The organism is Streptomyces sp. N50, assembly GCF_033335955.1.
In the GTDB taxonomy this organism is placed as follows: Bacteria; Actinomycetota; Actinomycetes; order Streptomycetales; family Streptomycetaceae; genus Streptomyces.
In genome coordinates, this window is sequence record NZ_CP137549.1 from 4,889,541 (window position 1) to 4,916,048 (window position 26,508).

Genomic DNA, 26,508 nt, shown 5'->3' on the forward strand with positions numbered 1-26,508 from the left:
CCCTCCGGCAGATCCAGCCCCCTGCCTTGGCCGGCAGGGTCCGGTAGATCCAGCCCCTCCGGCGTTTGAGGAGCGGGGGTCCGGGGGCTGGCCCCCGTGTCGGGGGCGAAGGGGCGGAGCCCCTGGAGGATGGGACGGGTAGGGGCGGCGGGGGCGAAAAAACCCGACCTCACCCCACCACCGGCAACGTAAGCCCCCAAGCCCCCTCCCGTACCACCCACGTCCGCGTCCGCACCGGCCCCGCCACCACCGCGTCCGCCCGGTACCGGAAATCCGCCCCGGACACGGTGACCGACCGCCCCCGCGCGCACAGCGGAGACGCCTCCGCCCCCACCGACACCGGCCGTACGACCACCTCGGCCAGCCCCGACGCCCCCGGCGTCACGGACACCCCCTCCACCGGCTGGTCCAGATCCACCAGCGTCACCCCGTCCACCTCGACCCGAAGCCGCGCGGGCCCGAGCCGGGTCACACGGGCAAGCGGCTCGCGGGACGGGCGTACCGGTACCAGTGTCCGTACCAGCGACTGGCACGTCCGCAACCACGACGCATGCGCGGAGCCGGAGCCGGAGCCGGAGTCGGAACGAGAACCGGACGGCACCGGCGTCGCCTCCACCGGCGGAGCCTCCCGCATCGGCGGAAGCGACGGGATCCGCAGCGCGCCGAGCACCACCCCGTCACTGTCGTCCACCAGCAGATCCATCCGCCGCACGACCCCGTCGAGCACCGCGCGCGCCGCCGCCACCGCCCCCGTGGGGACGCCCAGCGCCCCCGCCAGGGACAGCCCACCCCCCACCGGCACCATCGACAGCGCGCATCCGGCCAGCTCCCGCTGCCGGTGCAACAGGGACACCGCCCGCATCAGCGCCCGGTCGTCGCCCACCAGCACCGGCCGGCGCGAACCCCGCCGGGCCAGGACCCGGGCGAATTCCTCGGGCCCCTCCGGAAGGCACACCTTCGTCGCCGCACCCGCGCTGAGCACGTCTTTCGCGATACGGACGGACTCCGCGTCGGTGCGCCGGGCGGCCGGATCGATCACGATCAGCAGCTGATCGGAAGTCGCGAAAGTCGCCACCTCGGCCATGCCTCGCTTCCTCGGGTAGCATCTTTGTGCAAGAGCCCCTTGCGCTATTGCGCCAGGGGCTTCGTCTATTCCGGGGCATCCGGTCCGACGGGTCGCGGCCGACGAGGGTCGCCGGCGTACGAGGCACACGCTGTGCCGCGTACGCCTCTGACCTTGGACATGCCCCGCCCGGAAGGGGTGTACGCGCGTGCCCGCACTTGTGCTGCTCGGTGCTCAGTGGGGTGACGAAGGCAAGGGAAAGGCGACCGACCTGCTGGGTGGGTCCGTCGACTATGTGGTGCGCTACCAGGGCGGCAACAACGCCGGCCACACGGTAGTCGTGGGCGATCAGAAGTACGCCCTTCACCTGCTCCCTTCCGGGATCCTCACACCGGAGTGCACTCCGGTCATCGGCAACGGTGTCGTCGTCGACCCGTCGGTCCTGTTCTCCGAGCTGGACGGGCTGAACGAGCGCGGCGTCGACACGTCCAAGCTCCTGCTCAGCGGCAACGCCCACATCATCACGCCCTACAACGTGACGGTGGACAAGGTGACCGAGCGCTTCCTCGGGAAGCGGAAGATCGGGACGACGGGCCGCGGTATCGGGCCCACCTACGCGGACAAGATCAACCGCGTCGGCATCCGGGTCCAGGACCTCTACGACGAGTCGATCCTGACGCAGAAGGTCGAGGCGTCCCTCGACATCAAGAACCAGATGCTCACCAAGCTCTACAACCGGCGCGCGATCGCCATCGAGCAGGTCGTCGAGGAGCTGCTGTCCTACGCGGACCGCCTCAAGCCCTACGTCGCCGACACGGTGCTGATCCTCAACAAGGCGCTGGAGGACGACAAGGTGGTCCTCTTCGAGGGCGGCCAGGGCACCCTCCTCGACATCGACCACGGCACGTATCCCTTCGTCACGTCCTCCAACCCCACTGCCGGTGGTGCGTGCACGGGCGCGGGTGTCGGCCCGACGAAGATCAGCCGGGTCATCGGCATCCTGAAGGCGTACACGACCCGCGTCGGTTCGGGCCCGTTCCCGACCGAGCTGTTCGACGCGGACGGCGAGGCGCTGCGCCGTATCGGCGGCGAGCGGGGCGTCACCACCGGCCGCGACCGGCGCTGCGGCTGGTTCGACGCGGTCATCGCCCGCTACGCGACCCGCGTGAACGGCCTGACCGACTTCTTCCTCACCAAGCTGGACGTCCTGACCGGCTGGGAGGAGATCCCGGTCTGCGTGGCGTACGAGATCGACGGCAAGCGCGTCGAGGAACTCCCGTACTCGCAGAGCGACTTCCACCACGCGAAGCCCATCTACGAGACCCTGCCCGGCTGGAGCGAGGACATCACGAAGGCGAAGACCTTCGCGGACCTCCCCAAGAACGCGCAGGCGTACGTGAAGGCACTGGAGGAGATGTCCGGCGCCCCGATCTCCGCGATCGGCGTCGGCCCCGGCCGTACGGAGACGATCGAGATCAACTCGTTCATCTAGAGCGGCGGTTGGCACAGCAGCCGACTGAGGTCCTTGGGCCGGTCTTGGGAATCCTTGACCGGCCCTTGGGCTGTCCGTGGTTACGCCGGTAACAGGCGGAGGCCAACATCTACGCGGGTAGCCCGCCGCGCCCCGCAAGCCACACCCGCCTTCCGCGCCCTCCCAGGAGTCCTGAATGCCCGTCAATCCCATGAATCGCCGTGAGTTCGTGCAGAAGTCCGCCGTCACCGGCGCTGTCGCGGCCGTCGCGGGAACGGCGGCGGTGACCCCGGCCGAGGCCGCCGACCGGCACCCCGAGCCGCACCCGCACCCGAAGCCGAACAAGACCTGGTCGTTCTCCATCCTGGGCACGACCGACCTGCACAGCCACGTCTTCGACTGGGACTACTACTCGGACAAGGCGTACTCGGACGCCAAGGGCAACTCCGTCGGCGTCGCCCGCGTCGCCACCCTCATCAAGCAGCAGCGCAAGGCGAAGGGCGAGGGGCACGTCCTCCTCGTCGACGCCGGTGACATCATCCAGGGCACCTCGCTGGGCTACTACTTCGCGCGCGTGGACCCCATCACCAGCGGCTCCAAGCACCCGATGGCCACCGCCATGAACCACATGCGCTACGACGCCGCCGCCCTCGGCAACCACGAGTTCAACTACGGCATCGACACCCTGCGCAAGTTCGAGCAGCAGTGCCACTTCCCGCTGCTCGGCGCCAACGCGCTGGACGCGAAGACCCTGCGCCCCGCGTTCGCCCCGTACACGGTGAAGAAGATCCGCGTCCCCGGCGCCCCCGACATCAAGGTCGGCATCCTCGGCCTCACCAACCCGGGCATCGCGCTGTGGGACAAGGACAACGTCAGCGGCAAGATGGTCTTCCCGGGCCTCGTCGAGCAGGCCAAGAAGTACGTCCCGCGCCTGCGCGCGCTCGGCTGCGACGTCGTCTTCCTCACCGACCACTCGGGCCTGGACGGCAGTTCGTCCTACGGCGACGAGCTCCCGTACGTCGAGAACGCCTCCAACCTCGTCGCCGAGCAGGTCCCCGGCATCGACGCGATCCTCGTCGGCCACACCCACGTGGAGGTCTCCTCCTACACGGTGAAGAATGAGGAGACCGGCGACGACGTCCTCCTCTCCGAGCCGTACTGCTGGGGCTACCGCCTGAGCGTCTTCGACTTCGAGCTCGAACTCGTCCGCGGCCAGTGGAAGATCACCAGCAAGACGGCGCAGACCCTCAACCCCAACACGGTGGACGAGGACCCGGAGATCAAGAAACTCCTCGAAGCCGACCACGAGTTGGTCGTGAAGTACGTCAACACGGCGGTCGGCACCTGCACCGAGGACCTCTCGGCGGCGGAGTCCTGCTGGAAGGACGTCCCGATCATGGACTTCATCCAGCAGGTGCAGATGGACTCGGTGAAGGCGGGCCTGTCGACGGCCGACGCGGCCCTCCCGCTGATCTCGGTCGCGGCCCCCTTCAGCCGCACGGCCGACATCCCCAAGGGCTCCGTCACCATCAAGGACATCGCCGGCCTCTACATCTACGACAACACCCTCTACGGCAAGAAGCTCACGGGCGCCCAGCTCAAGGACTACCTGGAGTACGCGGCGAAGTACTACCACCAGGTCCCGGCGGGCACGAAGGTCGACACCGCGACCCTCACCAACGCCAACAGCTTCTGGGACTACATGTACGACGTGGCCGCGGGGGTCTCCTACGACATCGACATCGCCCAGGCCGAGGGTTCGCGCGTCAAGAACCTCACGTACAACGGCACTTCGGTCACCGACGACCAGGTCTTCGTCGTCGCGGTCAACAACTACCGCGCGAACGGCGGCTCCGGTTACCCGCACATCGCCTCGGCGGAGACCGTCTACAGTGCCCCCGACCAGGTCCGCGACCTGATGATCGCCTACGTCACGGCCAAGGGCAGCCTGGACCCGGCGGACTTCGCCTCGGTCAACTGGAAGCTGACGCAGGCGGGGACGGCGGTCTTCTAGGCTCGTCTTCCAGACACCGGACCTGTCTTCCGCACCGAGCGTGAGGAGCACGGATGGCCATGGACGTCCTGGGGCGGGGTGAGGCCCGCACCGCCCTGGTCCTGGAGTCCGTGCTCAGCACGGCGGCAGTGGTGTGGTGGTCGTCCCTGCTGTGGGCGCACCGCGACGTCCGGTACGCCGACCCCGCCGCCGTGACGCTGATCCTCGTCGTCACGCTGTCGCTGCTGCTGACCTGGACCCTGTGGCTGCGGGCCGAAAGGCTTCGGGGCGTGATCCTGACGTCGGTCGCGGTGCGCGGGGTCGTCGTGCTGACGCTGTCCCTGTGGTTCTTTCAGGAGCGTTAGCCCAGGCCGTATTGGTACGTACTGAACATCACCCGCATATCAGGCATATCCTGACGTTGTCCACCCGCGCACGCCGACCAGGAGAAGGTGACTGCGATGCGCATGATGCTGAAGGCGTCCATGGACACCGAAAAGGGGAACGAGGCCATCCGTAACGGGACTCTCGGGAAGCTCATGGAGGAGTCCCTGGAGCAGATCAAGCCGGAGGCGGCCTACTTCACCGCGGACGGCGGGAAGCGGACCGCCTACCTGTTCTTCGATCTGCGGGACCCCTCCGACATTCCGTCGATCAGTGAGCCGTTCTTCCTCAATCTGGGTGCCGAGCTGACCTACACCCCGGTGATGAACGCGGAGGACGTCGCGAGCGGCCTCGCCAAGATTCGCTAGGCGCTCATTCCTGCGGTGTCCCCTGGATCTTGGCGAGGGTCAGGACGCCGCCACCGATGCCCCAACCCGCGTCGGCGACCTCCTCCACCAGGACGAGGGTGGTGGCGCGGGCGCCGTCGCCGAAGATCTCGGCGTACAGGTCCGTGGTGCGCGTGATGATCTGCTCCTTCTGCTCGGCGGTGAGGGCGCCGGCGGGGACCTTGAAGTTCGCGAAAGGCATGGTGTTCTCATTCCTCGTGGTGCTGGGTGGGTATGGGGCAACCCTCCGTCCCCGTCGGCCCCCCGGCCAGGGCTGAGCCCACCCAGGGGTTGGCAGCCCCTGGCTCGGACGCCTGAGAGAGGCGACGATGAGACGGTGAACCTTCCCGAGCTCGCGGCGTTCCTGAAGTCCCGGCGTGACCGGGTCCGGCCGGCCGATGTCGGGCTGCCCGTCGGGCCCCGGCGCCGGGTGCCCGGGCTGCGGCGCGAGGAGGTCGCGCAGCTGGCGGGGCTGTCCGCCGACTACTACACCGAGCTGGAGCGGGGGCGCGGCGCCCAGCCCTCGGCCCAGACCCTGTCCGCGCTCGCCCGCGCGCTGCGCCTCGGCGGTGACCAGCGCGACCACCTGTTCCACCTCGCCGACCGGCCGCTGCCCGAGTCGGCGCACGGCGTGGGCGCGCGGCACGTCCAGCCCGCCCTGCTCGGGCTGCTGGACCGGCTGGCCACCACCCCGGCCCAGGTCATCACCGACCTGCACGAGACCCTCGTACAGAACGAACTGGCCGCCGCGCTGCTCGGGCGGGCGCCGGAGCCGCGTGGCCCGGCGACCGGGTTCGCGTACCGCTGGTTCACCGATCCGGCGTCCCGCGCGGTCTACCCGGCCGAGGACCACCCGCACCACTCACGGGTCTTCGTCGCCGACCTCCAGGCCGTCGCCGCCCGGCGGAGCCGCGACAGCGAGGTCGCCGGGATGACGGCCGCGCTGCGGCGGCGCAGTGAGGAGTTCGCCGCGCTGTGGGACACCCATGACGTGGGGCTGCGCCGTACCGATCACAAGCGGATCGTGCACCCCACGCTGGGCGTCATCGAGCTGGACTGCCACAGCCTGTTCAGCGAGGACGGCCGCCAGCGCCTCCTGTGGTTCACCGCCCCGCCCGGCACCGAGGGCGCCGCGCAGCTCGAACTGCTCGGCGTCATCGGTACGCAGGACATGGCGGCGGACGAGAACACGTCGTCCCGCACGCGGCGTTAGCTGAACACGATCATCGAGCCCTGGGCCAGGCTCCGCGTCGCCGCCGCGTGCAGGCCCAGCCAGACGTGCCGCTCGCGGGCGAACGGGCTGGGGTCGTACGGTGCGGCCACGGCCGGTTCCTCCAACTCCGTGGGCGCGGCGGGGGGTTCGGGCGTCGCGGGCGGGTTCGCCGGGTCGATGCCGATCGTCGGGGCCACGAACTCCAGCTCGCGCAGCAGCGTTTGGGACGAGCCCAACGGGCCGCCGCCGGCGAGGAGTTCGTCGTTCGAGAGCGGGTGCGGGAAGTCGACCGGGACGTAGGCGCCCGCGTGGTCGTAGTGCCAGACCAGGTGGGACTGCTGGGCCGTGGTCTCGAACATCTCCAGGAGCTGTTCGTAGTCGCCGCCCAAGTCGTCGACCGGCGTCACCGGGAGACCGCAGACCTGGAGGAGATAGGCCCGGCGCAGGAAGTGCAGCGCGTCGTAGTCGAAGCCCGCGACCGGGGCGACCTCGCCGGACAGGCCCGGCATGTACTGGTACACCGGCACCGGGGGGAGCCCGGCCTCGGCCAACAGGGAGTTGTAGAGCGCGAGTTCCTCGGCGAACGGATTGTCGGGGGTGTGGCACAACACGTCGACGAGCGGGACCAGCCACAGGTCACAGGCCAAAAGGGGGCTCCTCGGTTACTCGCTGCGCATCGTGGATCTCGCATGGTGGTCAGGCAAGAGTAGGGGGAAGAGTAGTCGGTGCGGCCCGGGTCAGCTCCCCTCGTGCAGGTCCCATACCCACACGCCGTCCACCCACTTACCGGGTTTGCCGACCAGCTTTTCCACAGCTGTGCGGAGCTTGTCGTCGTTGGGCTGTGGGGCCACGACCAGCGCGCCCGCGTGCCAGTACGCGAAGTCGAGCTTGGCCTGCGCCTGCCAGTTCTTGCCGATGGTCGGGATGATCCCGGTGTAGCGGACGTCACGCAGCATGTTGGAGGTGTAGCGGGGCGAGGCGCCGTAGATGCCGATGCGGTCGTCGCCGTAGGGACCGTTGAAGTAGCCGCCCGGCATCTTGAAGCCGAGGCCGGACGCCGTCTGCCAGTGCAGGGGTTCCGCCGAGCCGGGGTCCGCGAGCGGGACCGGGACGATGGATTCGCCGGCGCGGACGTACGACTTGTAGGTGCCGTCCGTGAAGAAGGCCGGTACGGCGGCTCGGTCAACTGCCTTGAGGGGCGCGGGGATGATCGGGATCAGGGCCATGCACACGGCGAGCAGGCCCACGTACTGCGTGCCGATCTGGCGCGTCGCCGCCAGCTTCTCCACCGCGATCGCCAGCAGCATGCCCAGCGCCGGTGCGCAGATCATCGCCACCCGGCCCTCGATCACCGACTCGAAGAGCGGCTTGTGGGCGAGCAGGGCCCAGGGGCCCGGGTAGATCGTGTCCGTGAGCGGGACGCGGATCTTGGGGCCCATGGAGAGGATCGCGGCCGCGACCGCCGTGAACGCGAGGGCCTTGACGAGGGCGTGCTCCCACAGGCGTACGACGATCGCGAAGGCGAGGAGGACGAGCGGCCAGCCGTAGAAGGCGTTCTGCTCGGTGGGGTTGAGGGAGAGGGAGTTCGCGCGGACCTCGTTGCCCGCGATCAGGGAGCGTTCGGCGAAGGAGAGCAGGGCGAGGGGGCTGTTGCCGGCGTTGTCGCCGTGCAGGACGCTCTTGTAGCTCTGCGGGCCCATGAACTGGTAGTAGAGCGGGATCAGGATGATCGGCGCGCAGACCCCGGCCGCGATGCCCAGGCCCTTCAGCAGGGGGCGCCAGGACGCCTGGACGACATCCCTGTTGAGGACTCCGTACGACGCGGCGAACAGGACCATGCCGATCGACGCGAGGAGGAGCGGTTCCTCGCCGAGGAAGATCTGGTAGGCCGCCATCACGCCGAGCACGATGCCGTCGCGGACGACCCGGGTGCCCGCGCACAGGCGCAGGGCGCGGTCGATGATCAGCGGGATCATGAAGAGGATGACGAAGTTCGGGTGCGCGTTGGCGTGGCTGACCATCGGCGGGGCGAAGGCCGCCAGCGAGGCGCCGACGAAGGCCGCGGCCCGTTGCCGTACGACGCGCTTCACGATCAGCCAGTACCAGGCGGCGGCCGTGGCCGCGAGGCCGAGGGCCATGCAGACGCTGAGGGAGACCGCGGGGCCTGCCAGCAGGGTGAGGGGCGCGAAGGGCACCGACAGGCCCAGCATGACCGTGTTGGCCATGAGGTTCACGCCGTCGGGGAAGCCCTGGAGGTTCGAGAAGAACGGGTTGTGGAGGTGGGCCACGTTGTCGGCCGTGACCGCGAAGAACCACTCCCACTGGTTCTGGTCCTGGAGGGAGTCCTCCAGGTAGCGGTGGTTCGGGTCGAAGAGGCGGCCCGAGTAGAGGGCGACCGACATGAGGAGGAAGAGGACGACGACCAGGATGTCGACCGGGCGCAGGGAGCGGGCGCGGAGGCGGCCGAGTTCGGTGAGGACCTTGGCGTAGTCGAGGGGCCGTACCTTCGAGCCGGACTGGTGGGACCAGCGCACCGGGACCTCGGCGACCTCCCAGTCCGCGCGGCGGAAGTGCTGGAGGACCTCCACGTCGATGCCCCAGCCGTTGATCCGGGAGGCGGCGAAGGCCTCGCGGGCGCGGTCGCCCTCGAAGAGCTTGAAGCCGCACTGGGTGTCGCGTATGCCGGGCACCGCGGCCTGGCGTATGAGGAAGTTGCCCGCGCGGCCCAGGAGTTCGCGGACAGGATGCTGGTGGCTCTCTATCGTCGCGCCCGGTGCGGCCCGGGAGCCGATCGCGGCCGCGCGGCCCTCGCTCAGCTCCTTGTCGAGTTTCTCCAACTCCTCGATGGGCGCGGCCAGATCGGCGTCGGTGACCAGCACCCGGCGCCCGCGCGAGGCGGCGACCCCGAGGCGCAGGGCGTGGCCCTTGCCGCGGTTGCGGGGGCTGGTGACCACCTGCACGCGAGGATCGGCGCGGGAGGTGACGACCTCCCGGGTCCCGTCGTCGGAGCCGTCGTCGGCGACGATGATCTCCCAGTCGCCGAAGCGGCCCTCGTTGTCGCCGAGGTACGTGGTGATCGCGTCGAGGGTCGGCCCGAGCCGTTGCTCCTCGTTGTAGGCGGGCACGACGACACTGAGGTCCACGACGCCGACACTGGGGTCCACGGAGGAACTGGTGGGGTCCACGGAGGCACTGTCCACGGCCGGAGCGGCCCTTTCCGGTCCGGTCACCGGGCGGCCAGCCGCTCGATGAGGTCGAGGGAGTGCGTGTTGTACGCGAGGACGATCGAGCGCGCGGCCGGGGTGTCGCGGCGCGCCAGGGCATCGACCAGTTCGGTGTGCTCGGACCACAGGCGGCCGCGCAGATCGCTCAGCCGGCGCAGATGCTGCACGGTGCACACCCAGGACTGGACGCGCAGCCGGTGCAGGAAGTCGCCGAGGTAGGGGTTGCCGAACATGGCGCTCAACTCGCGCCAGAAGCGCAGGTCGTAGCCGATCAGCACGGTGAGGTCACCGGCGTCGGCGGCGCGCTGCGCCTCCTCGCCGCGGCGGCGGACACCGGCGAGCGCGGCGACCGTACGGGGGTCCTCCGTGCGGTCGAAGACGGGGTGGCCGCCGGCCAGGGCCAGGAACATGCCCTCGGTGACCAGGGCGCGGGCCTCGATCATCCCGCGGTGGTCGGCCACCGAGTACTCGTGGACGCGGAAGCCGCGGTGCTGGTCGGCTTCCAGGAGTCCCTGCGCGGAGAGGTCGACGAGCGCTTCCCGGACCGGAGTCGCGGAGACGCCGTACTGCTCGGCGATCTCCTTCACCGTGAACTCCTGACCGGGCTGGAGCCGGCCCGCCAGGACCTCGTCGCGCAACGCGTCGGCGATCTGCTGCCGCAGGGTGCTGCGGGTCACGGCGCCGCTGCCGCTGCTTCCTCCGGGCATCGTCGGGGCGTCTCCCTCGTCGCGTTCGATGGCGTACTCGTATATGTCTACGAGCACGCCACCTTACGCGTTCGGGTTCCCGTCCTGCCCGGATGCGGGCACCAGTTGAACGGACCCGCCCATTCCGGGTGCTAAGAGGTGTATTCGGCGCCGAATTGCACGCCGTTTTCACGCCGATCGCACGCCGTTCTACGCGGTGAACTCGTCCGCGACGGAGAGCGCCGTGTCGAGAGCCGCGAGCCCCTCCTTCAGTTCGGCCTCACTCACGTTGAGCGGCGGGACGACATGCGTCCGGTTCATGTTGACGAAGGGCCACAGCCCCTGCTGCTTGGCGGCGCCCCCGAAGGCGGCCATCGCCGCGTTCGCCTCACCGGCCGCGTTGTACGGCACCAGCGGCTCGCGCGTCTCCCGGTCCTTCACCAGCTCCAGCGCCCAGAACATCCCGACCCCGCGCACCTCGCCGACGCTCGGGTGCCGCTCGGCCAGCGCGCGGAGAGCGGGCTCGACGACCGTCGTACCAAGGGACTTCGCGTTCTCTACGACCCCCTCCTCGGCCATGACGTTGATCGTCGCGACGGCCGCCGCACAGGCCAACGGGTGCCCGGAGTACGTCAGCCCGCCCGGGTAGGCCCGCTTGCCGAAGGTGTCCGCGATCGCGCCGGAGATGGCGACCCCGCCGAGCGGCACATAGCCGGAGTTGACGCCCTTGGCGAAGGTCATCAGGTCCGGTACGACGTCGAACAGATCGGCCGCGAACCACTCACCGGTCCGCCCGAACCCGGCCATCACCTCGTCCAGGATGAAGACGATCCCGTACTTGTCGCAGATCTCACGGACCCCGGCGAGATAACCGGGCGGCGGCACCATGATCCCGGCGGTGCCCGGGACGGTCTCCAGGACGATCGCGGCGATGGTCGCGGGACCCTCGAAGGCGATCGTCGTCTCCAGGTGCTCCAGCGCGCGCTCGCACTCCTGCGCCTCGGTCTCGGCGTAGAAACGGGACCGGTACAGGAAGGGCGCCCAGAAGTGCACGACCCCGGCGGCGGCGCTGTCGCTGGCCCAACGGCGGGGATCGCCGGTGAGGTTGATCGCCTGCTGCGTACCGCCGTGGTACGAGCGGTAGGCGGACATCACCTTCGGCCGCCCGGTGTGCAGCCGGGCCATACGGGTCGCGTGCTCTACGGCATCGGCGCCACCGTTGGTGAAGAAGATCTTGTCCAGATCGCCGGGGGTCCGCTCGGCGATGAGCCGGGCCGCCTCGGACCGCGCCTCGATCGCGAACGCGGGCGCGAAGGTGGTGAGGGTCGCGGCCTGCTCCTGGATCGCGGCGACGACCTTCGGGTGCTGGTAGCCGATGTTTGTGTAGACGAGCCCGCTGGTGAAGTCCAGGTAGCGCTTGCCGTCGTAGTCCCAGAAGTACGACCCCTCCGCGCCGGCCACGGCGAGCGGGTCGATGAGCTCCTGCGCGGACCAGGAGTGGAACACGTGCGCACGGTCCGCGGCCTTCACGGCGGCGCCGGCCTGGGGGTTGGGCTGAGGGGTCATGCGGGTGAGCGTAAATGTCCGCGATGCGGAAGCGGTATCGGCGTCCTGTCTGTGGTCGCGGGGTTTCCGCGACAGGTTGTCCAGCGGGCTGTGGGGTGGGCCGGAGGCGTTGCGGGGTGGGTCATACGACAGTATGCTGTCAATAAAGCAGCATCCTGTCATTCCGTCATGGTGGCTGGAGGAGTCATGAGCAGCAGCAGTAGCGGCACCCGCAAGCCCGTGCATCTCGCCGTGTACGACACCCTCGCCGACTGGGAGACGGGTCATACGACCGCGCACCTCGCCCGCGCCGGGTACGGGATCCGGACGGTCGGGCCGACCCGTGGGCCGGTGGTGAGCATCGGCGGTCTGCGCGTGGAGCCGGACCTGGCGCTGGCCGACGTACGGCCGGAGGACAGTTCGCTGCTGATCCTCCCGGGCGCCGATCTGTGGGACACGGGGGACGACCTCGCCCCTTCGCCCGTACGGCACGGGAGTTCCTCGACGCCGGGGTCCCCGTCGCCGCGATCTGCGGGGCGACCGCCGGGCTCGCGCGCGAGGGGCTGCTGGAGGACCGGGACCACACCGGCGCGGTCTCCTTCTATCTGGCGGCCACCGGGTACGGCGGCGGCGAGCGGTACGTCGACGCGGACGCGGTGACCGACGGCAACCTGGTCACCGCCGGTCCCACCGAGCCCGTGGCCTTCGCGCGGGAGGTGTTCCGGCTGCTCGGGGTGTACGAGGGCGAGGTGCTCGACGCGTGGTACCGCCTGTTCCACGACTCGGACGCGGAGGCGTACGGGGTGTTGCAGAAGGCCGGCGTGCTGTGAGCCGTGAGCGTCAGGAACTGCTCAGCCGCAGCGCCCTCGGGGTCTTCCGGCTGAACGGTCAATTCCTCGCCGTGGCCGAGGAGTTGGCGCGTCCCGCCGGACTCACCGCCGCCTGGTGGCAGGTGCTCGGCGCGGTCCTCGGCGAGCCGCTGCCGGTCTCCGGGATCGCCCGCGCGATGGGCATCACCCGGCAGAGCGTCCAGCGCATCGCCGACCTGCTGGTGGAACGGGGCCTGGCCGAGTACCGGACCAACCCCGCCCACCGACGCGCCAAGCTGCTGGCACCCACGGCGGAGGGGCGGGCGGCGATCGCGCGGGTGAGCCCGGGGCATACGGCGTACGCGGACCGCCTGGCGGAGGCGTTCGGTGAGGCACGGCTCGCGGAGGCGGTGGGGGTGCTGGAGGGGTTGTCGGCGGTGCTGGAAGGGTTGTCGGCGGTGCCGGACGAACTCGGTCCGGCCGGTGACCAGGACGGCTCGGCCGTTGGTGACCAGGACGGCCTGGCCGTTACGGAACCGTAGACACCTCACCATCCGTCCCGTCGATTCCCCGCACTATTCTCGGGCTGTTCCCGGTCTGTCGCGGAGCACCAGCGCGTGACTGGGGCGTGACCGGGGGCGTGACCGGGGAATTCAGGGGAGGCGGCGCCGTCGTGGAGAAACTGGGGGCGGGCGATCCGCAGCGGATCGGGGCGTACCGGCTGTTGGCCAGGCTGGGCGCCGGTGGCATGGGGCACGTGTATCTGGCCCGGTCGGACCGGGGACGCACGGTCGCCGTGAAGCTGGTGCGGGAGGACCTCGCCGCGCAGGAGGAGTTCCGGGCGCGGTTCCGGCAGGAGGTGCGGGCCGCGCGGCGGGTCGGCGGCCACTGGACGGCACCCGTGCTGGACGCGGACACCGAGGCCGAGGTGCCGTGGGTGGCCACCGGGTACGTCGCCGGGCCGAGCCTGCAACAGGTCGTCGGGCGCGACCACGGCGCGCTGCCCGAGCGCTCGGTACGGATTCTCGCGGCCGGTCTCGCGCACGCGCTCCAGGACATCCACGCCGCCGGCATCGTCCACCGCGACCTCAAGCCGTCCAACGTGCTGGTGACCATCGACGGCCCCCGCGTCATCGACTTCGGCATAGCGCGGGCCCTGGAGACTCAGGCGGGCGACGGACTCACCCGCACCGGTTCGCTGGTCGGCTCGCCCGGTTTCATGGCGCCGGAACAAGTACGGGGCGACCGCATCACCCCGGCGTGCGACGTCTTCTGCCTCGGTTCCGTCCTCGCCTACGCCGCGACCGGCACCCTTCCCTTCGGCGCCGCCAACAGCGGTGTGCACGCCCTGATGTTCCGCATCGCCCAGGAGGAACCCGACCTGTCGGGCGTCCCCGAGGGCATCGCCGACCTCGTCCGCGACTGCCTCCGCAAGGACCCGGCCACCCGCCCCACCCTCCACCGCATCCTCGACCGCACGGGCGCGGAGGACACGGTCTCGGGGGGCCGGTCCCGCGACCCGTGGCTGCCGGGTGCGCTGGTCGCCCAACTCGGCCGCCACGCCGTGCAGTTGCTGGACACGGAGGACCCGGAGACGACGGAGCTGGAACGGGTGGATCCGGAGAAGGGGAAGCCGGGGGAGGGCCCGGGCGTGAAGGGTTCCGAGGCGGAGGGCGCGGGGGGTACGGAGGGTGCGGGGGGTTCGGAGGGCGCGGAGGCGGAAGGCGCGGCTGTGGTTCAGGGAGCCACGCCCGCGCCCACGCTCCCGCCCGCACCTACGCTCCCGCCTGGGTTCCCGCCCGCTCCCGCACCCACGCTCCCGCCCGCGCCCGGGTTCCCGCCCGCGCCCGCTCCCGTCCCCGTGCAGAAGCCGGACCTGTTCAGCAAGACCCCCGTTGCCCGCACCCCCCTCGCCCACCCACCCGCCACCGTCTCCGAAGCCTCCCCCGAGCACGCCCCCGCCTCCGACGACTCCTCCCCGACACCACCCGCACCCGCACCGGCGCCCGGTGCGGCGCAGGGCGACCACTCTCCGACGGTGGTCGCGGACCAGGCCGGAGCCACCCGGACACCGCCGCCCCCACAGCCCCCGCACCCGGCCTACGGCTACCCGCAACAGCACCCCCAGCCCGCCACCTACGCCGACCCGCAGCAGGCGTACCCCCAGCCCCCGCCCCGCCAACTCCTCGGCTGGGGCGGCCAGGTGCCGTACAACCCCTACCCGCACAACGGCGGCCTCGGCGCCACCCCGCCCTACGGCCCGGGCCCGGCCGGGATGGCCCCGGCGTACGGGGAACCCCAGCCGCCGCGCAGGAACGGCAGGTCGACCGCGTTCCTCGTCGTGGTCGCGCTGGTCGTCGCGCTGGGCGCCGGCGGTTCGGTGTACGCGTTGATGAAGGGCGGGAGCAACAGCGGCCGTACGAAGGCCGGTCCGGGCGGTCGGGCCACCAGCGCCGCGCCCTCGACCCCGGGGCCGAGCACGGGGGAGCCGACGCCGAGCCCCTCGCCCTCCGCCACCCCCACCGGCGACGGTGCCGTACCCAGCGGATACCTCGGCACCTGGAACGCGTCCATCGACAACGCCACGGGCCACAACACCCGCCAACTCACCATCCGGCAGGGGAAGGTGGGCTCTCCGGTGCTGACCCTGGTCGCGGACGGACCCGGCTACCACTGCGAGTTCACCGCGGACCTCGCCCAAGAGCCGGGCGGCGAGAGCCCGTTGGCGATCGGCGCGTCGACCGTCACCTCCGGGAAGCCGCTGTCGTCCTGCAACCCGGGTTCCGCCACCGAGATCACCCTGCTGTCGGACACCACGCTGGAGCGGGTGAGCACCAGCACCGGGGAGAAGCTGACGTACACGAAGGCGGGCTGAGCCTCTCGCGGACGGTGAGCTGAACTCCCTTCACGTCAGGGTCAGTTGAACGTCACGCGAACTTCGTTCGGAACCCCCTGCGTGTTGTCCGGTGCCGCTCGTACCGTGACCCCACGATCCGGCTGGGGAGCGGGGGCCCGCAGTGGAGTGGCTGAGCGCGGAGAACGTCGTCGCCGTGGGCACGGCGCTGCTCGGCATCGTCGCGTCCGGGGTGATGGTCTGGTACGAACGCCGGACGCCGCGCCGCAAACGCATCGGCTACCGCGTCCAGATGGACAACCCCATTGGCGACGACGTCCGTTCGGGCCGCGCCAACCGCCGCCTCGGCCTCTTCGACGAGGCCCCCGGCATGTCCGACGCCACCCTCGTCCTGCTGCGCATCGAGAACGACGGCTCGCAGAGCATCGCCGACAACGACTACACCGGACGCGAACTCCACGGCCTCACCGCGGTGTTCACCGACCGCACGATCCGCGGTGTCTCGGTCACCCAGCCGGTCGGCACCGACCATCTGATGGACCACTTCACCCCGGCGGCCGGCCTCGGCTACGACACCAACACCCTGCGCATCCCGCGCGTCCCGCTCAACCCCCGCGACCACTTCAAGCTGCTGGTGCTGCTGTCCGGCGGTGACGTCGGCTGCCCGATCCGGCTCATCGGCGGCATCCGCGACGGCGAGGTGCACCCCAACCGCAGCGCGACCCCGGACGACAAGGCGCCCCTGTTCAGCCGCGCCTCCCGGCTGATCACCATCATGCTCACGGTGTGCGTGGTGACCCTGGCCGCGATCGTCGTGGTCCGCGACGACAGCCCGCCCCCGATCGGCTGCGCGCGCGGCACCCTCACCGTCACCGGTTCGACCGCCTTCGCCCCGGTCGTGGAGGAGGTCGCGAAGAAGTACGAACGGGACTGCGAGGGCGCGGAGGTCGTGGTCGACCCGCACGGATCGACCGCGGGCGTAAGGGAGTTGGAAGCCACCGGGCTCGCGTCGGCGAAGGGCTCCCCGGCCGTCGTAGCCCTCTCGGACGGACCCAAGCCGAGCGACATGCCGCGACTGCGCGAGAACCGGGTCGCGATGTCGGTCTTCGCGATCGTCGTCAACGACGGCATTCATCTCGACAACCTGTCCACGGCGGACGTACGACGCCTGTACCGGGGCGAGATCAAGAACTGGCGGCAGCTCGGCGGGCCGAACCTCGCGGTGCATCTGGTCAGCAGGGACGCCAACTCCGGTACGCGACAGGTGTTCCAGCGCCGGGTGCTGCAGCGCGGCGAGATCGCCAACTCCTCTGTCGACTGCGTGCACAAGGACGACCCGACCGCGCCCGTCATCCGCTGTGAACTCGACTCCACGGACCAGGTGTTGACCCAGGTCGCCGAACTCCCCGGCGCGATCGGCTACAGCGAACTCACCCTCGCGTCCGGAGCCAAGGGTCTGCACACCCTCCGGCTGGACGGCCATCCGCCCTCCGTGGACGCCATCGAACACGGCACGAGCGCCTACCCGTACCGCGAGATCGAGTACGCCTACACCTACGGCCAGCCCCCGGCCGACTCCCTCGCGTCGAGCTTCCTGACGTATCTCTCGCGGGGCAACGGCCAGGACGTGATCCGCACCCACGGCCACATCCCGTGCTGGACGCCGGAGGGCCTGAAGCTCTGCGCGTAGCTCAGCGGGCGAATCGGCTCACCGGGGCGCGCGTCCTGGCGCGGCTTACCTGGCCGGGGTCGTATCTGCGCCGGGGTCGTACCCGCGCCGCACCCGCCCGCCCCGAGCCCCGCCCGCTCCGCCCGGCCCGCCTCACCGTGGTTCCGGCGGCCGCTGCCTCGGCATGTTCGGGCGGCTGCCGCCCCCGGGCCCGCCCGGCCCCGGCGGCTGCGGGAACCGGCCGTGGACGACGGTTCCCTCCTGCCTGCTCCCGGGGACCACCGCCGACTGGATGCCCAGCGGCCCCGCCCCGGTCCGGAACTCCACCATCCAGTCGGCGGTCTCCACCCGGACCAGTTCCGTCACGTCCTCGGAGAAGCGCCGGAGCACGGCCAGACACCGGTCCGCGGCCTCGCTCGCCGTACCCTCCGCGGGCCCCAGGAACTCCCGCACACCCTCCGACGCCCAGTCGAACTGGAGCACCTGGAGACGCCGCTGCACGGCCTGTGCCGTAGCGACGTCCCTCATCCAGCCGGAGGTCATCCCGAAGAACCGGTCCCCGGCCACGCACGCGGCCCCCAGCAGCAGCGCCAGATAGCCCCAGGCGGCCAGCCCGTCCACCACCCCGGTGAGGTCCAGCAGGGGCAGCGCGGCCCCCGCAAGCGCGCCCAGCGCCGCGCCCGCGCGCAGCACCCGCGCCCCGCGCCGCTTCCACACGCGGTCCGTGAGGTAGCGGGCCGCCGTCTCCAGCGCCCCGCGCTCGACCCACCGGTACAGCTCGTCCAGCCGGGCCGTCGGCTCGCCCCAGTCCCCGAGCGGAAACGTCCGCCCGGCCAGATCGCCGCCTTCGGGCTGAATCTCCGGCTGACCCACCCGGCACTCCCTTACGTCGTGTGACACCTGATGCTGATGTGCCGGACCCTTCCTACCGCGCCCCTTCCTACCGCCCAATGGGTGGCGAAGGATCTGGTTTCACCTCTTTTACGCCCGGAAGTGGGTCTTGATCAGGTATAGGACACGGTGAAGACTCACTCGAAAGAGTGCTGAAGCGATGACTGCCCGGAACACGTAGGCTCGTGCCAGGCGGGGGAAACCGCGCCCATCCAGCCGTATCCATGGCCGTTCCGCGGCCGTATCCATGACTGACAGCCGTACGAAACCAGGAGCTGATCGTGATTCCCGGTGGTGGCCAGCCCAATATGCAGCAGTTGTTGCAGCAGGCCCAGAAGATGCAGCAGGACCTGGCGGCCGCGCAGGAGGAGCTGGCGCGGACCGAGGTCGACGGACAGGCGGGCGGCGGGCTGGTCAAGGCCACCGTCACCGGCGCCGGCGAGCTCCGCGCGCTGAAGATCGACCCGAAGGCCGTCGACCCCGAGGACACCGAGACCCTCGCGGACCTGATCGTCGCGGCGGTCCAGGCGGCCAACGAGAACGCGCAGACCCTCCAGCAGCAGAAGCTCGGCCCGCTCGCGCAGGGCCTGGGCGGCGGCGGTAGCGGTATTCCGGGTCTGCCTTTCTAAGACAGGCCGCGGCCAACTACGGTACGTACGTGTCACGCGTACCGCATGACTCCACGGAAGGGCAGGCAATCCGTTGTACGAAGGCGTGGTCCAGGACCTCATCGACGAATTGGGGCGACTCCCCGGCGTCGGTCCCAAGAGCGCGCAGCGGATCGCCTTCCACATCCTGCAGGCGGAGCCGACGGACGTACGGCGGCTCGCGCAGTGCCTGATGGAGGTCAAGGCGAAGGTCCGCTTCTGCGCGACCTGCGGAAACGTCGCGCAGGAAGAACTGTGCGGGATCTGCCGCGACCCGCGCCGCGACCTCTCGGTGATCTGCGTGGTCGAGGAGCCGAAGGACGTCGTGGCGGTCGAGCGCACCCGCGAGTTCCGGGGCAAGTACCACGTCCTGGGCGGAGCGATCAGCCCGATCGAAGGTGTCGGACCCGACGACCTGCGTATACGAGAACTTCTCGCGCGGTTGGCCGACGGTACGGTCACGGAACTGATCCTTGCCACGGACCCCAATCTGGAAGGCGAGGCCACGGCCACGTACCTCGCCCGCATGATCAAGCCCATGGGCCTCAAGGTCACCCGCCTGGCCAGCGGCCTCCCGGTGGGCGGCGACCTGGAATACGCGGACGAGGTGACCCTCGGCCGCGCCTTCGAGGGGAGACGACTCCTAGATGTCTGACGCCACGCTGCACGCCACCGATCCGGACCCGGACGACTTCGCGGTCCAGATCGCGGACCAGGTGGAGAGCTTCCTGGTCGCGGTCTTCGAGGTAGCGAAGGGCGAGGACCCCGACTCGGCGGTCCCCTTCCTCCTCCTGGAGGTGTCCCAACTCCTCCTGGCGGGCGGCCGCTTGGGCGCGCACGAGGACATCCTCCCGGACGAGCGCTACGAGCCCGACCTGGGCCCGGAGCCGGACGTGGACGAGATCCGCGAGCGCTTCGCCGTGATGCTGGAGCCGATCGACGTCTACTCGGAGGTCTTCGACCCCTACGAGCCGCGCAAGGCCCCGGTCCCGGCCCGCATCTCCGACGACCTCGCCGACGTCATCACCGACCTCCGCCACGGCATGGCCCACTACCGCGCCGGCCGCACCACGGAGGCCCTGTGGTGGTGGCAGTTCTCCTACTTCTCCAACTGGGGCTCCACCGCCTCGGCCACCCTCCGCGCCCTCCAGTCCCTGGTCGCCCACGTCCGCCTCAACCAGCCCCTCCCGGAACTGGACGGCCTGGACACGGACGTGAGCATGGGCGACGAGACGCTGGAGTTCGAGGCGGGCGCGGTGATGGCGGAGGAGATCGCGGGGCCGCTGGGGATCAGGCCGGTGAAGTAGTCAACTGGCCTTCCTTTTCGACGGGTTGTGGGTGGGGCGCGGCGAGTACGCTGCGCCCCACAGTGCGTGTACGGCGAGGGTTGGCTTAGAGAGCGCCCTCCAACTCGTCGGCAACGGGACCAGGAGCAACGTCCGGAGCATGCTCAGGACATGCGTACAGAGTCACTCCGGGCCCGCTCGCCCGCTCAATATGGCCGTCGGCGGTCACGCCGCCGCCATCCTGGCAGTTTCGAAGGCGGAAGCGGGGAATGGTGCGCCCTCGTACGTGTAGGGGTAGTCCACGCCCATCGTGGCGAGCACGGCAGCTCGCCGCCGCTCGCGGCACAGGTGGAGTTCGAGGGCGGTTGCAGCCTGCTGTCGGAACAGTTCTTGGGCTTCCTCTTTGGTCGGTCCCGTCCACGGGCGGGACCACGGGCTGACCGGAGCGGTGGAGGCGGGGGTCGTCCCGCTGCGCTCGGCGAAGAACGCGGCGGAATGGCGTCCCGGTTTGGCTCGGCGGTTGCCGAGCAGTACGGACAGCACCAGGGCAAGGGCAGTGGCGATAGCATCGCGCATGGTCGTTCAGCTCCTAGACAGCTGATCGGCTGAGCCCCGACGGACCGGGCCTAATCGGTCTGTCGGGGCGTTCTCGTCTCCGACGGTAAAGCAACTCCTCTACCCTCGTCTACCTACGTATGGAAACGGGCCCAAGCGTGTCTGGTTGTCTACGCTCCCCCTATGAGTCAGAGCATCGACTACGAGGCCCCGACTCCGCCGTATCAGCAGATCGCCGCGGAGATCATCCGGGACATCGAGTCAGGCGTCCTCACGGTCGACCGTCCGATTCCTTCCGAATCCACCCTCATCCAGCGCTGGGGCGTGGCTCGGGACACGGCGCGGCGAGCGGTTCGGCATCTGCGGGAGCTCGGGTACGTCTACACCGTGCCGCAGCGGGGGACTTACGTGCGTGACCGTAGTGGTGACGAGGGCGGGCTCATGGCTTCCCGATGACGGCCGCTCAACCCCCGTAACGGGCAACGATGTAGGCACTCGGACCAACCAGCCTGCCTACCCCGGACCCGTTGGTGATCTCTACGACCTCGAAGCAGGAGAGGGTGGCGTACAGCTTCAGCTCGCACGGTCCGAGGACGCGTCGACGGATCACGTCACGGGCTTCGTCGCCTGAGTCGAACACCCAGTGTCGGCGCATGGTGTTGAGCTGTGTCCGCAGGTCCCACTCATAGCTGATGGTCACGTTGGCAGTGCCCAGCCGGGTCTCGACTCGGGCTTCCTGCGGGCCTGTGCGCTCGATCGGGGTCACTGGGCAGCACAGGACGAGCAGCGTCCCGGTGTGGGAGTGCGCGGCGAAGGTTCGGAAAACCGCCTGGATGTCCTGGTTGTCGTGCACATAGGCAAGCGAGTTGCCCAAGCAGGCCAGGACATCGGCGGTGCGGTCGAGTCGAACGGTGCGCATGTCGCCGACCCGGACATCGAGTTCGGGCCGCGTCCGGCGAGCGTAGTCGACCAGGCCGGGCTGGAGATCAACGCCGATACAGTCGAAGTGCTGTGCCAGTTGCTTCAGGTCCCTGCCGGTTCCGCAGCCGAAGTCCAGCAGGGTGCGGGCCTGTGGGGAGTGCCGGTTGATGAGCTCCCGGCAGATGCGCGCACTGTCGCTGTCGGACTGCACGTTGTCGTACAGGGCGGGATCTCGGTAGAAGAGGTTGGACGCTTCCAGGTGTTCCGGTCGCACGGTGTCCAGGTTGCTCATTCAAGGCTCCGGAGTCCGACTTCCAGGGCAAGTGTGTCGCACAGCAGATCGGGCACCACGGGGGCGCGCTCGGCGTGGTCGCGGGCCATGGCCAGGCCGTCCGGATCAACGTAGCCGAGGTCGATCAGCCGTGACTCTCGCAGCATGTCGTCCAGGAGCGGAAGTCCGTAGGCGCGCAGTCCCGACTCCATGACCGCGAGGAAGTTCTCCGGCTCGGTCGGAGCGGCGACGAACTCGGGCAGTCCCGCGCGTCGTAAGCGGTCGCGGAACATCATCTTGCCGCGCTTGTGCTGGTGCGGCAGTTGTTCCATGAAGCGGACCACCCGGGGGTGGACGAGCGGGGCGACAGGCCAGACGCCGAGCCGCAGGTACGCCGGATTGTGCAGGCCGAAGGCCATGAGGGTGGGCACAGGGAGGACAGGGACGGGGGCGAGATTCTCGTCCACCCGGGCCAGTGCCTCCGTGGCCTTCTCCCCGAGCCACGGAACCGGTTCAGACAGGGGAAGTTCGGCACTCGTGCGTGAGTGATGGGCGTTGACCTCGTCCCCGCCGCCACCGGTGAAGATCACCTCGCAGCCTCGGGCGGCCACGTGCGAGCGTACGACGTCGAAAGCCTCCTGGTAGAAGGCACCTGCCGGGTCGTGCGGCAACCTGCGTTCCCGTACTCCACCGGGTACGAACGGCGGGTGCCGCATGGCTGGGACGGCGGTGTCCCGCAAGCCGAGGTGATCCACCAGCGCGCGGCGCCGCTCCTGCTGAAGCAGGCCGATCCGGCCGCCCATGAGCAGCCCGAAAGTGTCCACGCGCACGAAGCCTGCTGCGGTGGTCGAGAGCGTCACGTTGCCTGAATCCGCCCCACCGGACACCTCGACCCCGACACGACTCGCCGTCGCACACCACTCGGCCACGACCTCGGTCAGCAGGGCGTCGAACGCGGACACGGGGTCAACTCCCGCGCGCAGGCGTCTGGGTTCCAGCACGTGCTGGGCGGCCTCGGGGTAGACGATGACGAGCCCTGCTGCTGTGTAGACCGCAGTCGCGCGTTCCGTGAGCCGGTACACCCCCGCGAAGAGGGTGTCCGCGCTGTAGCGGTGCTGTCGGTTCAGGGTGCGTGTCACCGCCCGCGGGTTGAGCCGGTCAGGTCTCAGGTGGGGCCGAAGGTCAGCCAGATCCCAGGATCCGTACAGGTCTTCTCCGACCGACACGAGGTACAGCGGCGCGGTCCCGAACACGCCGGCCGAGACCTGTACTTCGTCGCGGCGTACGCGCAGCGACGCGTAGTCAGCCTCTCCGCCTTTGTGTTCCCGCACCAGCACACAGACGTCGGTCGCCTGGCCGTGAGAGAGTTCCGCCTTCAGGACGGTTGTGTGAGCGGGCCGGATCCAGCTCTCCCCGTTCGTCCAACAGCCCGTGTCCCAGAGCCAGTTGTTGCTTTGAGTGTCCGCCAGCCGCACACGGAACGAGAGCACCGCGGTTCCCCTTCCTCCTGCGACGGAGGGGCAAAGCACCAGGCCCTGCCCCGCCGCCACTCTCATGGGCAGATCAGCTGCAGTGGTCGCCGTTGTTGTCGCCACCGCCCGGCATCTTGTCGAGCAGCGCCGCGTCCATGCTGGGAACGCCGGTCACCAGGTCTCCGGTGAACAGTTCGTCGATGTTCATGGTTGTTCCTCTCCTCCTGCGGAGTGGGTGGACGAGCCCCGCAGCTTGCGGGGCTTCGTGGCCGTGTCCCACAACGTCCAGAAAACCGGCATGCGTTGGCCCAGACCACGGCATCCATGAGGCAGTCCCGGGACACTCGTGGGACAGACGGGCGCCGCCGGGGTAGACACGGGGAGAAGCGTGGAAAGGGGGCGGTATGGGACTTGCGGAGCGGCGCAGGGCGCTGGGCTACAGTCAGGAAGGCCTCGCGCACGCCCTCGGTGTGGACCGACGTACGGTCGGGCGCTGGGAGACCCGCGAGACCACGCCGCAACCGCCACTCCGGTTACAGCTGGCCAAGCTGTTGCACCTCGACCTTGACGAACTCGACGCCTTGGTGGGGCAGTCACAAGCAGCCCGTGCGGGGTCGGCAGGGTCGCCGCCTCCCGACCGATACGGCTCAGGGGACCTCGACGACATGATCCGACGCCAGTTTCTGCGTGCCATAGCCGTCACCAGCGCCCTGGTGGCCCTTCCCGCCGACGGAAGCGCGGCTCTCGCCGAAGGAGCGCGGCGCGGGACGTCCGACGACTTCCTGCGCATGAACGATCACCTGTGGCAGGTCTACCAACTCGCCCGTGCCAAAGGCTCCGTGTACCCGGTCGTCCATGACCAGCTCGCCACCCTCAACGACACCTTGGACGGACAACCGGAAGGCGAAGCACGGTCTTTGTGCCGCGCGGCCGGTGACCTCTTCCAACTCGCCGGAGAACTGGCCTTCGACGGCAATCGCTACACCGATGCGGCCGCGTCCTACACGCTCGCCGCCTCCGCCAGCAAGGAAGCCAAGTCGTACGACCTATGGGCATGCGCTCTGGTCCGGCACGCATACGTCGACCTGAACGAACACCGCTACGCCGACGCCGCAGGCGCGCTCTCCGCCGCTCAGAGGGTGGCACGACGCGGAGACAGCTCCCTGTCGACCCGCCACTGGGTCGCCTCCGTCCAGGCCGAGGCGTACGCCGGCCTCGGAGACCTCTCCGCCTGCGAACGGTCCCTGGACGAGGCGGAGAAGGTGTCGGACCTGAACGGCCCCGCACAGAAAGGCGGTTGGCTGCGCTTCGACGGCTCCCGCCTCGCCGAGGAACGCGGTGCTCGCTATCTGCAACTGGGGCGTCTGGACCTTGCCGAGAAGGTGCTCAGCACCGCTCTCCGCCAGGACGTACTCGCCCCCGGTCAGTCCTTCCGGCGTCGCGGCGCGGTCCTGACCGACCTCGCGTCCATCGGCGCGAAGCGCCAGGACCCGGACCAGGTCATGGCCTACGGCCGCGAGGCGCTGCACCTCGCCCGAGCAACCTCCTCCGGCTACGTCGCCCGTAAACTCCAGAGGCTGCGAATCGAACTCGGTCCGCTCGCCCGCGATGCCCGGGTGGTCGAACTGGGCGCCGAGATCGACGCATTGCGCACACCATGACGAGAGGGGAAGGCATGTCGCAGACCGAGGGCGCACGAGTGTTCCGCGAGGCTTGGATCGCCGGTGTGCACAAGCACTTCCCGGGCGAGCCCAAGCCCGGCTACGTCACCCCCTGGGAAGAGACCCCGAGTGGGAGCGGCGGGCCGCCGGAGCCGTCCACGACCAGGTGCGCCAGTTCCTCGACCTCAGCGATCGCCACGCCTCACGCCTCACCCGCGAACAGAAGAGCCGCTTCGTCGCCACCTGCTGGACCGCCCAGATGTACCGCCACTTCGAGGACCCCAAGCCCGGCTATGTCGCCGACTGGCCCGACCTGCCCGACTGGCAGAAGGAGACTGACGCCGACATCTTCGAGGCCATCGAAGACACCTCGAAGTACTCGACGTAGTCGCGCATCCACCACAAGGGAGTTGGCCTCACAACCCCCAAACCCCCTTCCCCACCGCCGTAACCCCACCCGCCAACGCCAACCCCAACACCAGCCCCCGCGCCCGGGGTTCGGGTATCCGCCCCGCAAGCCCCCGCCCGATCACCCCGCCCACCACCATCGCCGCGCCAACGGCAACCCACTGCGCTGTCCGCAAGCTGGGCACCCCGTTCGCCGCGACCGAGAACGCGTTGACGACGACGCCGTAGAACTGGGCGTTGGGGACGAACTCCCGTACCGTCCAACCCGCGTTGACCGCGTACAGGGAGATCGGCGGCCCGCCGACGCCCGCCGCCGCGTTCATGAAACCGCCCGCCGCGCCCGCAGCCATCGCGCCCTTCGTGCCGCGCAGGGCGGGGACGCGGGCGCCGCGCATCACCAGGAGGACCGCGACAGTCACCAACCCGCCCATCACCAACAGGAGCACGGGCGGCGGGAGTTGGCGGGTCATCCACGCGCCCGCCGGTACCGTGCAGACCGCCGCCACGCACAGCGGGACCATCGCGCGCGCCCGTACCTGGCGCCAACCGCCCGCCAGGCCCACGACGCTGATCGCGCCGGCGGCGCAGTTCGCGAGGACTACCCCCTGTGCCGGGCCCAACAGCAGCACCAGGGCCGGGACGGCGACCAGGGCGAAGCCCATGCCGGTGAGCCACTGCACGGAGGAGCCGAGGAGAACGATCGCGGCCAGCAGTATGTCCCCCGTCATGGGGCAACATCATTCCCGCTGGGGGTGTAGCCCGCTACACCCCCACTTCGGGACCGCACTCCCTCGTCGCGGACCTGCGGAAACGGGATCGTTGAACACGTCAGCCGGTGAACGAGCCACCGGCTCCGAGATCCCAAGGATGCCCGTCATGAAGAACCTCCTCTCCTCCAAGCCCGTCCTCTGGTTCCTCTTCCTCTTCAACCTCGCCGTCGCCGCCATCGCACCCTTCGTGGTCGACGGAACGCAGGGCGTGATGACCTCCGTGGGGATGGGCGTCGTGTCTCTGGGAGCCGGGGTCAGCCTCGTCCGCGACCGTGGTCAGGCGGCCACAGCGCGTTAATTGGGTCGGTCCTGGCCGCCCCCTGTACGTC

The 26,508-nt window shown here is 69.9% G+C and carries 25 protein-coding genes and 2 pseudogenes; 16 read left to right on the forward strand and 11 right to left on the reverse strand.

Annotation, left to right across the window (positions count from 1 at the left end):
* Positions 1 to 169: 169 nt before the first annotated feature.
* Entirely contained in the window at positions 170 to 1,084 is a 915-nt protein-coding gene (locus R2B38_RS21815) for a diacylglycerol kinase (RefSeq protein WP_318017742.1), read from the reverse strand.
* A gap of 187 nt (positions 1,085 to 1,271) precedes the next feature.
* On the opposite strand from R2B38_RS21815, the gene R2B38_RS21820 reads away from it, so the two are divergent.
* From R2B38_RS21820 to R2B38_RS21835, 4 genes are all read left to right on the forward strand, one after another.
* Positions 1,272 to 2,555, forward strand: coding sequence for an adenylosuccinate synthase (locus R2B38_RS21820; protein WP_318017743.1), 1,284 nt, complete (start codon positions 1,272 to 1,274; stop codon positions 2,553 to 2,555).
* Positions 2,556 to 2,730: 175 nt separating this feature from the next.
* Entirely contained in the window at positions 2,731 to 4,548 is a 1,818-nt protein-coding gene (locus R2B38_RS21825; protein ID WP_318017744.1) for a bifunctional metallophosphatase/5'-nucleotidase, read from the forward strand.
* A 53-nt stretch (positions 4,549 to 4,601) separates the two neighbouring features.
* Entirely contained in the window at positions 4,602 to 4,892 is a 291-nt protein-coding gene (locus R2B38_RS21830) for a hypothetical protein (protein ID WP_318017745.1), read from the forward strand.
* A gap of 96 nt (positions 4,893 to 4,988) precedes the next feature.
* A complete protein-coding gene (locus tag R2B38_RS21835) occupies positions 4,989 to 5,279 on the forward strand; it encodes a hypothetical protein (RefSeq protein ID WP_318017746.1) in 291 nt (96 codons plus the stop codon).
* 4 nt (positions 5,280 to 5,283) lie between these two features.
* Here the strand turns inward: R2B38_RS21835 and R2B38_RS21840 are convergent, their stop codons facing one another.
* Positions 5,284 to 5,499: a tautomerase family protein gene (locus tag R2B38_RS21840; protein WP_019070350.1), complete on the reverse strand. Its 216-nt coding sequence runs from the start codon at positions 5,497 to 5,499 to the stop codon at positions 5,284 to 5,286.
* A gap of 135 nt (positions 5,500 to 5,634) precedes the next feature.
* Here R2B38_RS21840 and R2B38_RS21845 point away from each other — a divergent pair, with 135 nt between their 5' ends.
* Positions 5,635 to 6,510, forward strand: coding sequence for a helix-turn-helix transcriptional regulator (locus tag R2B38_RS21845; RefSeq protein WP_318017747.1), 876 nt, complete (start codon positions 5,635 to 5,637; stop codon positions 6,508 to 6,510).
* Here the strand turns inward: R2B38_RS21845 and R2B38_RS21850 are convergent.
* The 4 genes from R2B38_RS21850 to R2B38_RS21865 form a co-directional block, all read right to left on the reverse strand.
* On the reverse strand, positions 6,507 to 7,157 hold the full coding sequence (locus tag R2B38_RS21850; RefSeq protein ID WP_033284837.1) for a hypothetical protein: 651 nt from the start codon (positions 7,155 to 7,157) through the stop codon (positions 6,507 to 6,509). The genes R2B38_RS21845 and R2B38_RS21850 overlap by 4 nt on opposite strands.
* Positions 7,158 to 7,247: 90 nt before the next feature.
* Positions 7,248 to 9,695 (reverse strand): glycosyltransferase family 2 protein, encoded by a 2,448-nt coding sequence (locus R2B38_RS21855; RefSeq protein ID WP_318017748.1) that lies wholly within the window; start codon positions 9,693 to 9,695, stop codon positions 7,248 to 7,250.
* Between the two features lie 41 nt (positions 9,696 to 9,736).
* Positions 9,737 to 10,441, reverse strand: a complete 705-nt coding sequence (locus R2B38_RS21860) for a GntR family transcriptional regulator (RefSeq protein ID WP_033284898.1) — start codon at positions 10,439 to 10,441, stop codon at positions 9,737 to 9,739.
* A 189-nt stretch (positions 10,442 to 10,630) separates the two neighbouring features.
* A complete protein-coding gene (locus R2B38_RS21865; RefSeq protein WP_318017749.1) occupies positions 10,631 to 11,986 on the reverse strand; it encodes an aspartate aminotransferase family protein in 1,356 nt (451 codons plus the stop codon).
* 186 nt (positions 11,987 to 12,172) lie between these two features.
* Here R2B38_RS21865 and R2B38_RS21870 point away from each other — a divergent pair.
* From R2B38_RS21870 to R2B38_RS21885, 4 genes and pseudogenes are all read left to right on the forward strand, one after another.
* Positions 12,173 to 12,795: pseudogene (locus R2B38_RS21870) on the forward strand (type 1 glutamine amidotransferase family protein).
* Entirely contained in the window at positions 12,792 to 13,316 is a 525-nt protein-coding gene (locus R2B38_RS21875; RefSeq protein ID WP_318017750.1) for a MarR family winged helix-turn-helix transcriptional regulator, read from the forward strand. Before R2B38_RS21870 ends, R2B38_RS21875 begins: the two are co-directional and overlap by 4 nt.
* A 131-nt stretch (positions 13,317 to 13,447) precedes the next feature.
* On the forward strand, positions 13,448 to 15,649 hold the full coding sequence (locus R2B38_RS21880) for a serine/threonine-protein kinase (protein ID WP_318017751.1): 2,202 nt from the start codon (positions 13,448 to 13,450) through the stop codon (positions 15,647 to 15,649).
* A 142-nt stretch (positions 15,650 to 15,791) separates the two neighbouring features.
* Positions 15,792 to 17,318, forward strand: coding sequence for a substrate-binding domain-containing protein (locus R2B38_RS21885; RefSeq protein WP_318017752.1), 1,527 nt, complete (start codon positions 15,792 to 15,794; stop codon positions 17,316 to 17,318).
* Between the two features lie 132 nt (positions 17,319 to 17,450).
* On the opposite strand, the gene R2B38_RS21890 is transcribed toward R2B38_RS21885, so the two are convergent.
* The gene (locus R2B38_RS21890; RefSeq protein WP_318017753.1) at positions 17,451 to 18,170 is read right to left on the reverse strand and encodes an SLATT domain-containing protein; all 720 of its coding nucleotides are present in this window, start codon (positions 18,168 to 18,170) and stop codon (positions 17,451 to 17,453) included.
* A gap of 299 nt (positions 18,171 to 18,469) precedes the next feature.
* Between R2B38_RS21890 and R2B38_RS21895 the strand changes: the two genes are divergently transcribed.
* The 3 genes from R2B38_RS21895 to R2B38_RS21905 all read left to right on the forward strand — a co-directional run bounded on the left by R2B38_RS21895 (position 18,470) and on the right by R2B38_RS21905 (position 20,142).
* A complete protein-coding gene (locus R2B38_RS21895; RefSeq protein WP_318017754.1) occupies positions 18,470 to 18,817 on the forward strand; it encodes a YbaB/EbfC family nucleoid-associated protein in 348 nt (115 codons plus the stop codon).
* A 73-nt stretch (positions 18,818 to 18,890) separates the two neighbouring features.
* Entirely contained in the window at positions 18,891 to 19,490 is a 600-nt protein-coding gene (gene recR / locus R2B38_RS21900; protein WP_019070339.1) for a recombination mediator RecR, read from the forward strand.
* Positions 19,483 to 20,142: a DUF5063 domain-containing protein gene (locus R2B38_RS21905; RefSeq protein WP_033284845.1), complete on the forward strand. Its 660-nt coding sequence runs from the start codon at positions 19,483 to 19,485 to the stop codon at positions 20,140 to 20,142. Before recR ends, R2B38_RS21905 begins: the two co-directional genes overlap by 8 nt.
* Positions 20,143 to 20,346: 204 nt before the next feature.
* On the opposite strand, the gene R2B38_RS21910 is transcribed toward R2B38_RS21905, so the two are convergent.
* Positions 20,347 to 20,697, reverse strand: a complete 351-nt coding sequence (locus R2B38_RS21910) for a hypothetical protein (RefSeq protein WP_318017755.1) — start codon at positions 20,695 to 20,697, stop codon at positions 20,347 to 20,349.
* 162 nt (positions 20,698 to 20,859) lie between these two features.
* Here R2B38_RS21910 and R2B38_RS21915 point away from each other — a divergent pair, with 162 nt between their 5' ends.
* Positions 20,860 to 21,132 carry a winged helix-turn-helix domain-containing protein gene (locus tag R2B38_RS21915; RefSeq protein WP_318017756.1) on the forward strand — a complete coding sequence of 91 codons (273 nt, stop codon included), beginning with the start codon at positions 20,860 to 20,862 and terminating at the stop codon, positions 21,130 to 21,132.
* Positions 21,133 to 21,139: 7 nt separating this feature from the next.
* Here R2B38_RS21915 and R2B38_RS21920 read toward each other — a convergent pair whose 3' ends face one another.
* Together R2B38_RS21920 and R2B38_RS21925 are read right to left on the reverse strand one after the other, a co-directional pair.
* A complete protein-coding gene (locus R2B38_RS21920) occupies positions 21,140 to 21,889 on the reverse strand; it encodes a class I SAM-dependent methyltransferase (protein WP_318017757.1) in 750 nt (249 codons plus the stop codon).
* Entirely contained in the window at positions 21,886 to 23,007 is a 1,122-nt protein-coding gene (locus R2B38_RS21925) for an asparagine synthase (protein ID WP_318017758.1), read from the reverse strand. Before R2B38_RS21925 ends, R2B38_RS21920 begins: the two co-directional genes overlap by 4 nt.
* A 737-nt stretch (positions 23,008 to 23,744) precedes the next feature.
* On the opposite strand from R2B38_RS21925, the gene R2B38_RS21930 reads away from it, so the two are divergent.
* Positions 23,745 to 25,001: a helix-turn-helix transcriptional regulator gene (locus R2B38_RS21930; RefSeq protein ID WP_318017759.1), complete on the forward strand. Its 1,257-nt coding sequence runs from the start codon at positions 23,745 to 23,747 to the stop codon at positions 24,999 to 25,001.
* 14 nt (positions 25,002 to 25,015) lie between these two features.
* A pseudogene (locus R2B38_RS21935) lies at positions 25,016 to 25,389 on the forward strand (hypothetical protein).
* 28 nt (positions 25,390 to 25,417) lie between these two features.
* Here R2B38_RS21935 and R2B38_RS21940 read toward each other — a convergent pair.
* A complete protein-coding gene (locus R2B38_RS21940) occupies positions 25,418 to 26,137 on the reverse strand; it encodes a sulfite exporter TauE/SafE family protein (protein WP_318017760.1) in 720 nt (239 codons plus the stop codon).
* A gap of 148 nt (positions 26,138 to 26,285) precedes the next feature.
* On the opposite strand from R2B38_RS21940, the gene R2B38_RS21945 reads away from it, so the two are divergent.
* A complete protein-coding gene (locus R2B38_RS21945; RefSeq protein ID WP_318017761.1) occupies positions 26,286 to 26,477 on the forward strand; it encodes a hypothetical protein in 192 nt (63 codons plus the stop codon).
* Positions 26,478 to 26,508: the final 31 nt, after the last annotated feature.

Excerpts from the sequence above, each read along its gene's own strand:
- R2B38_RS21825 (WP_318017744.1), top strand. The coding sequence starts at position 2,731 with ATGCCCGTCAATCCCATGAATCGCCGTGAGTTCGTGCAGAAGTCCGCC.
- R2B38_RS21865 (WP_318017749.1), bottom strand. The coding sequence starts at position 11,986 with ATGACCCCTCAGCCCAACCCCCAGGCCGGCGCCGCCGTGAAGGCCGCG.
- R2B38_RS21905 (WP_033284845.1), top strand. The coding sequence starts at position 19,483 with ATGTCTGACGCCACGCTGCACGCCACCGATCCGGACCCGGACGACTTC.
- R2B38_RS21940 (WP_318017760.1), bottom strand. The coding sequence starts at position 26,137 with ATGACGGGGGACATACTGCTGGCCGCGATCGTTCTCCTCGGCTCCTCC.
- R2B38_RS21915 (WP_318017756.1), top strand. The coding sequence starts at position 20,860 with ATGAGTCAGAGCATCGACTACGAGGCCCCGACTCCGCCGTATCAGCAG.
- R2B38_RS21830 (WP_318017745.1), top strand. The coding sequence starts at position 4,602 with ATGGCCATGGACGTCCTGGGGCGGGGTGAGGCCCGCACCGCCCTGGTC.
- R2B38_RS21910 (WP_318017755.1), bottom strand. The coding sequence starts at position 20,697 with ATGCGCGATGCTATCGCCACTGCCCTTGCCCTGGTGCTGTCCGTACTG.
- R2B38_RS21860 (WP_033284898.1), bottom strand. The coding sequence starts at position 10,441 with ATGCCCGGAGGAAGCAGCGGCAGCGGCGCCGTGACCCGCAGCACCCTG.
- R2B38_RS21945 (WP_318017761.1), top strand. The coding sequence starts at position 26,286 with ATGAAGAACCTCCTCTCCTCCAAGCCCGTCCTCTGGTTCCTCTTCCTC.
- R2B38_RS21815 (WP_318017742.1), bottom strand. The coding sequence starts at position 1,084 with ATGGCCGAGGTGGCGACTTTCGCGACTTCCGATCAGCTGCTGATCGTG.
- R2B38_RS21920 (WP_318017757.1), bottom strand. The coding sequence starts at position 21,889 with ATGAGCAACCTGGACACCGTGCGACCGGAACACCTGGAAGCGTCCAAC.
- R2B38_RS21835 (WP_318017746.1), top strand. The coding sequence starts at position 4,989 with ATGCGCATGATGCTGAAGGCGTCCATGGACACCGAAAAGGGGAACGAG.
- R2B38_RS21840 (WP_019070350.1), bottom strand. The coding sequence starts at position 5,499 with ATGCCTTTCGCGAACTTCAAGGTCCCCGCCGGCGCCCTCACCGCCGAG.
- R2B38_RS21930 (WP_318017759.1), top strand. The coding sequence starts at position 23,745 with ATGGGACTTGCGGAGCGGCGCAGGGCGCTGGGCTACAGTCAGGAAGGC.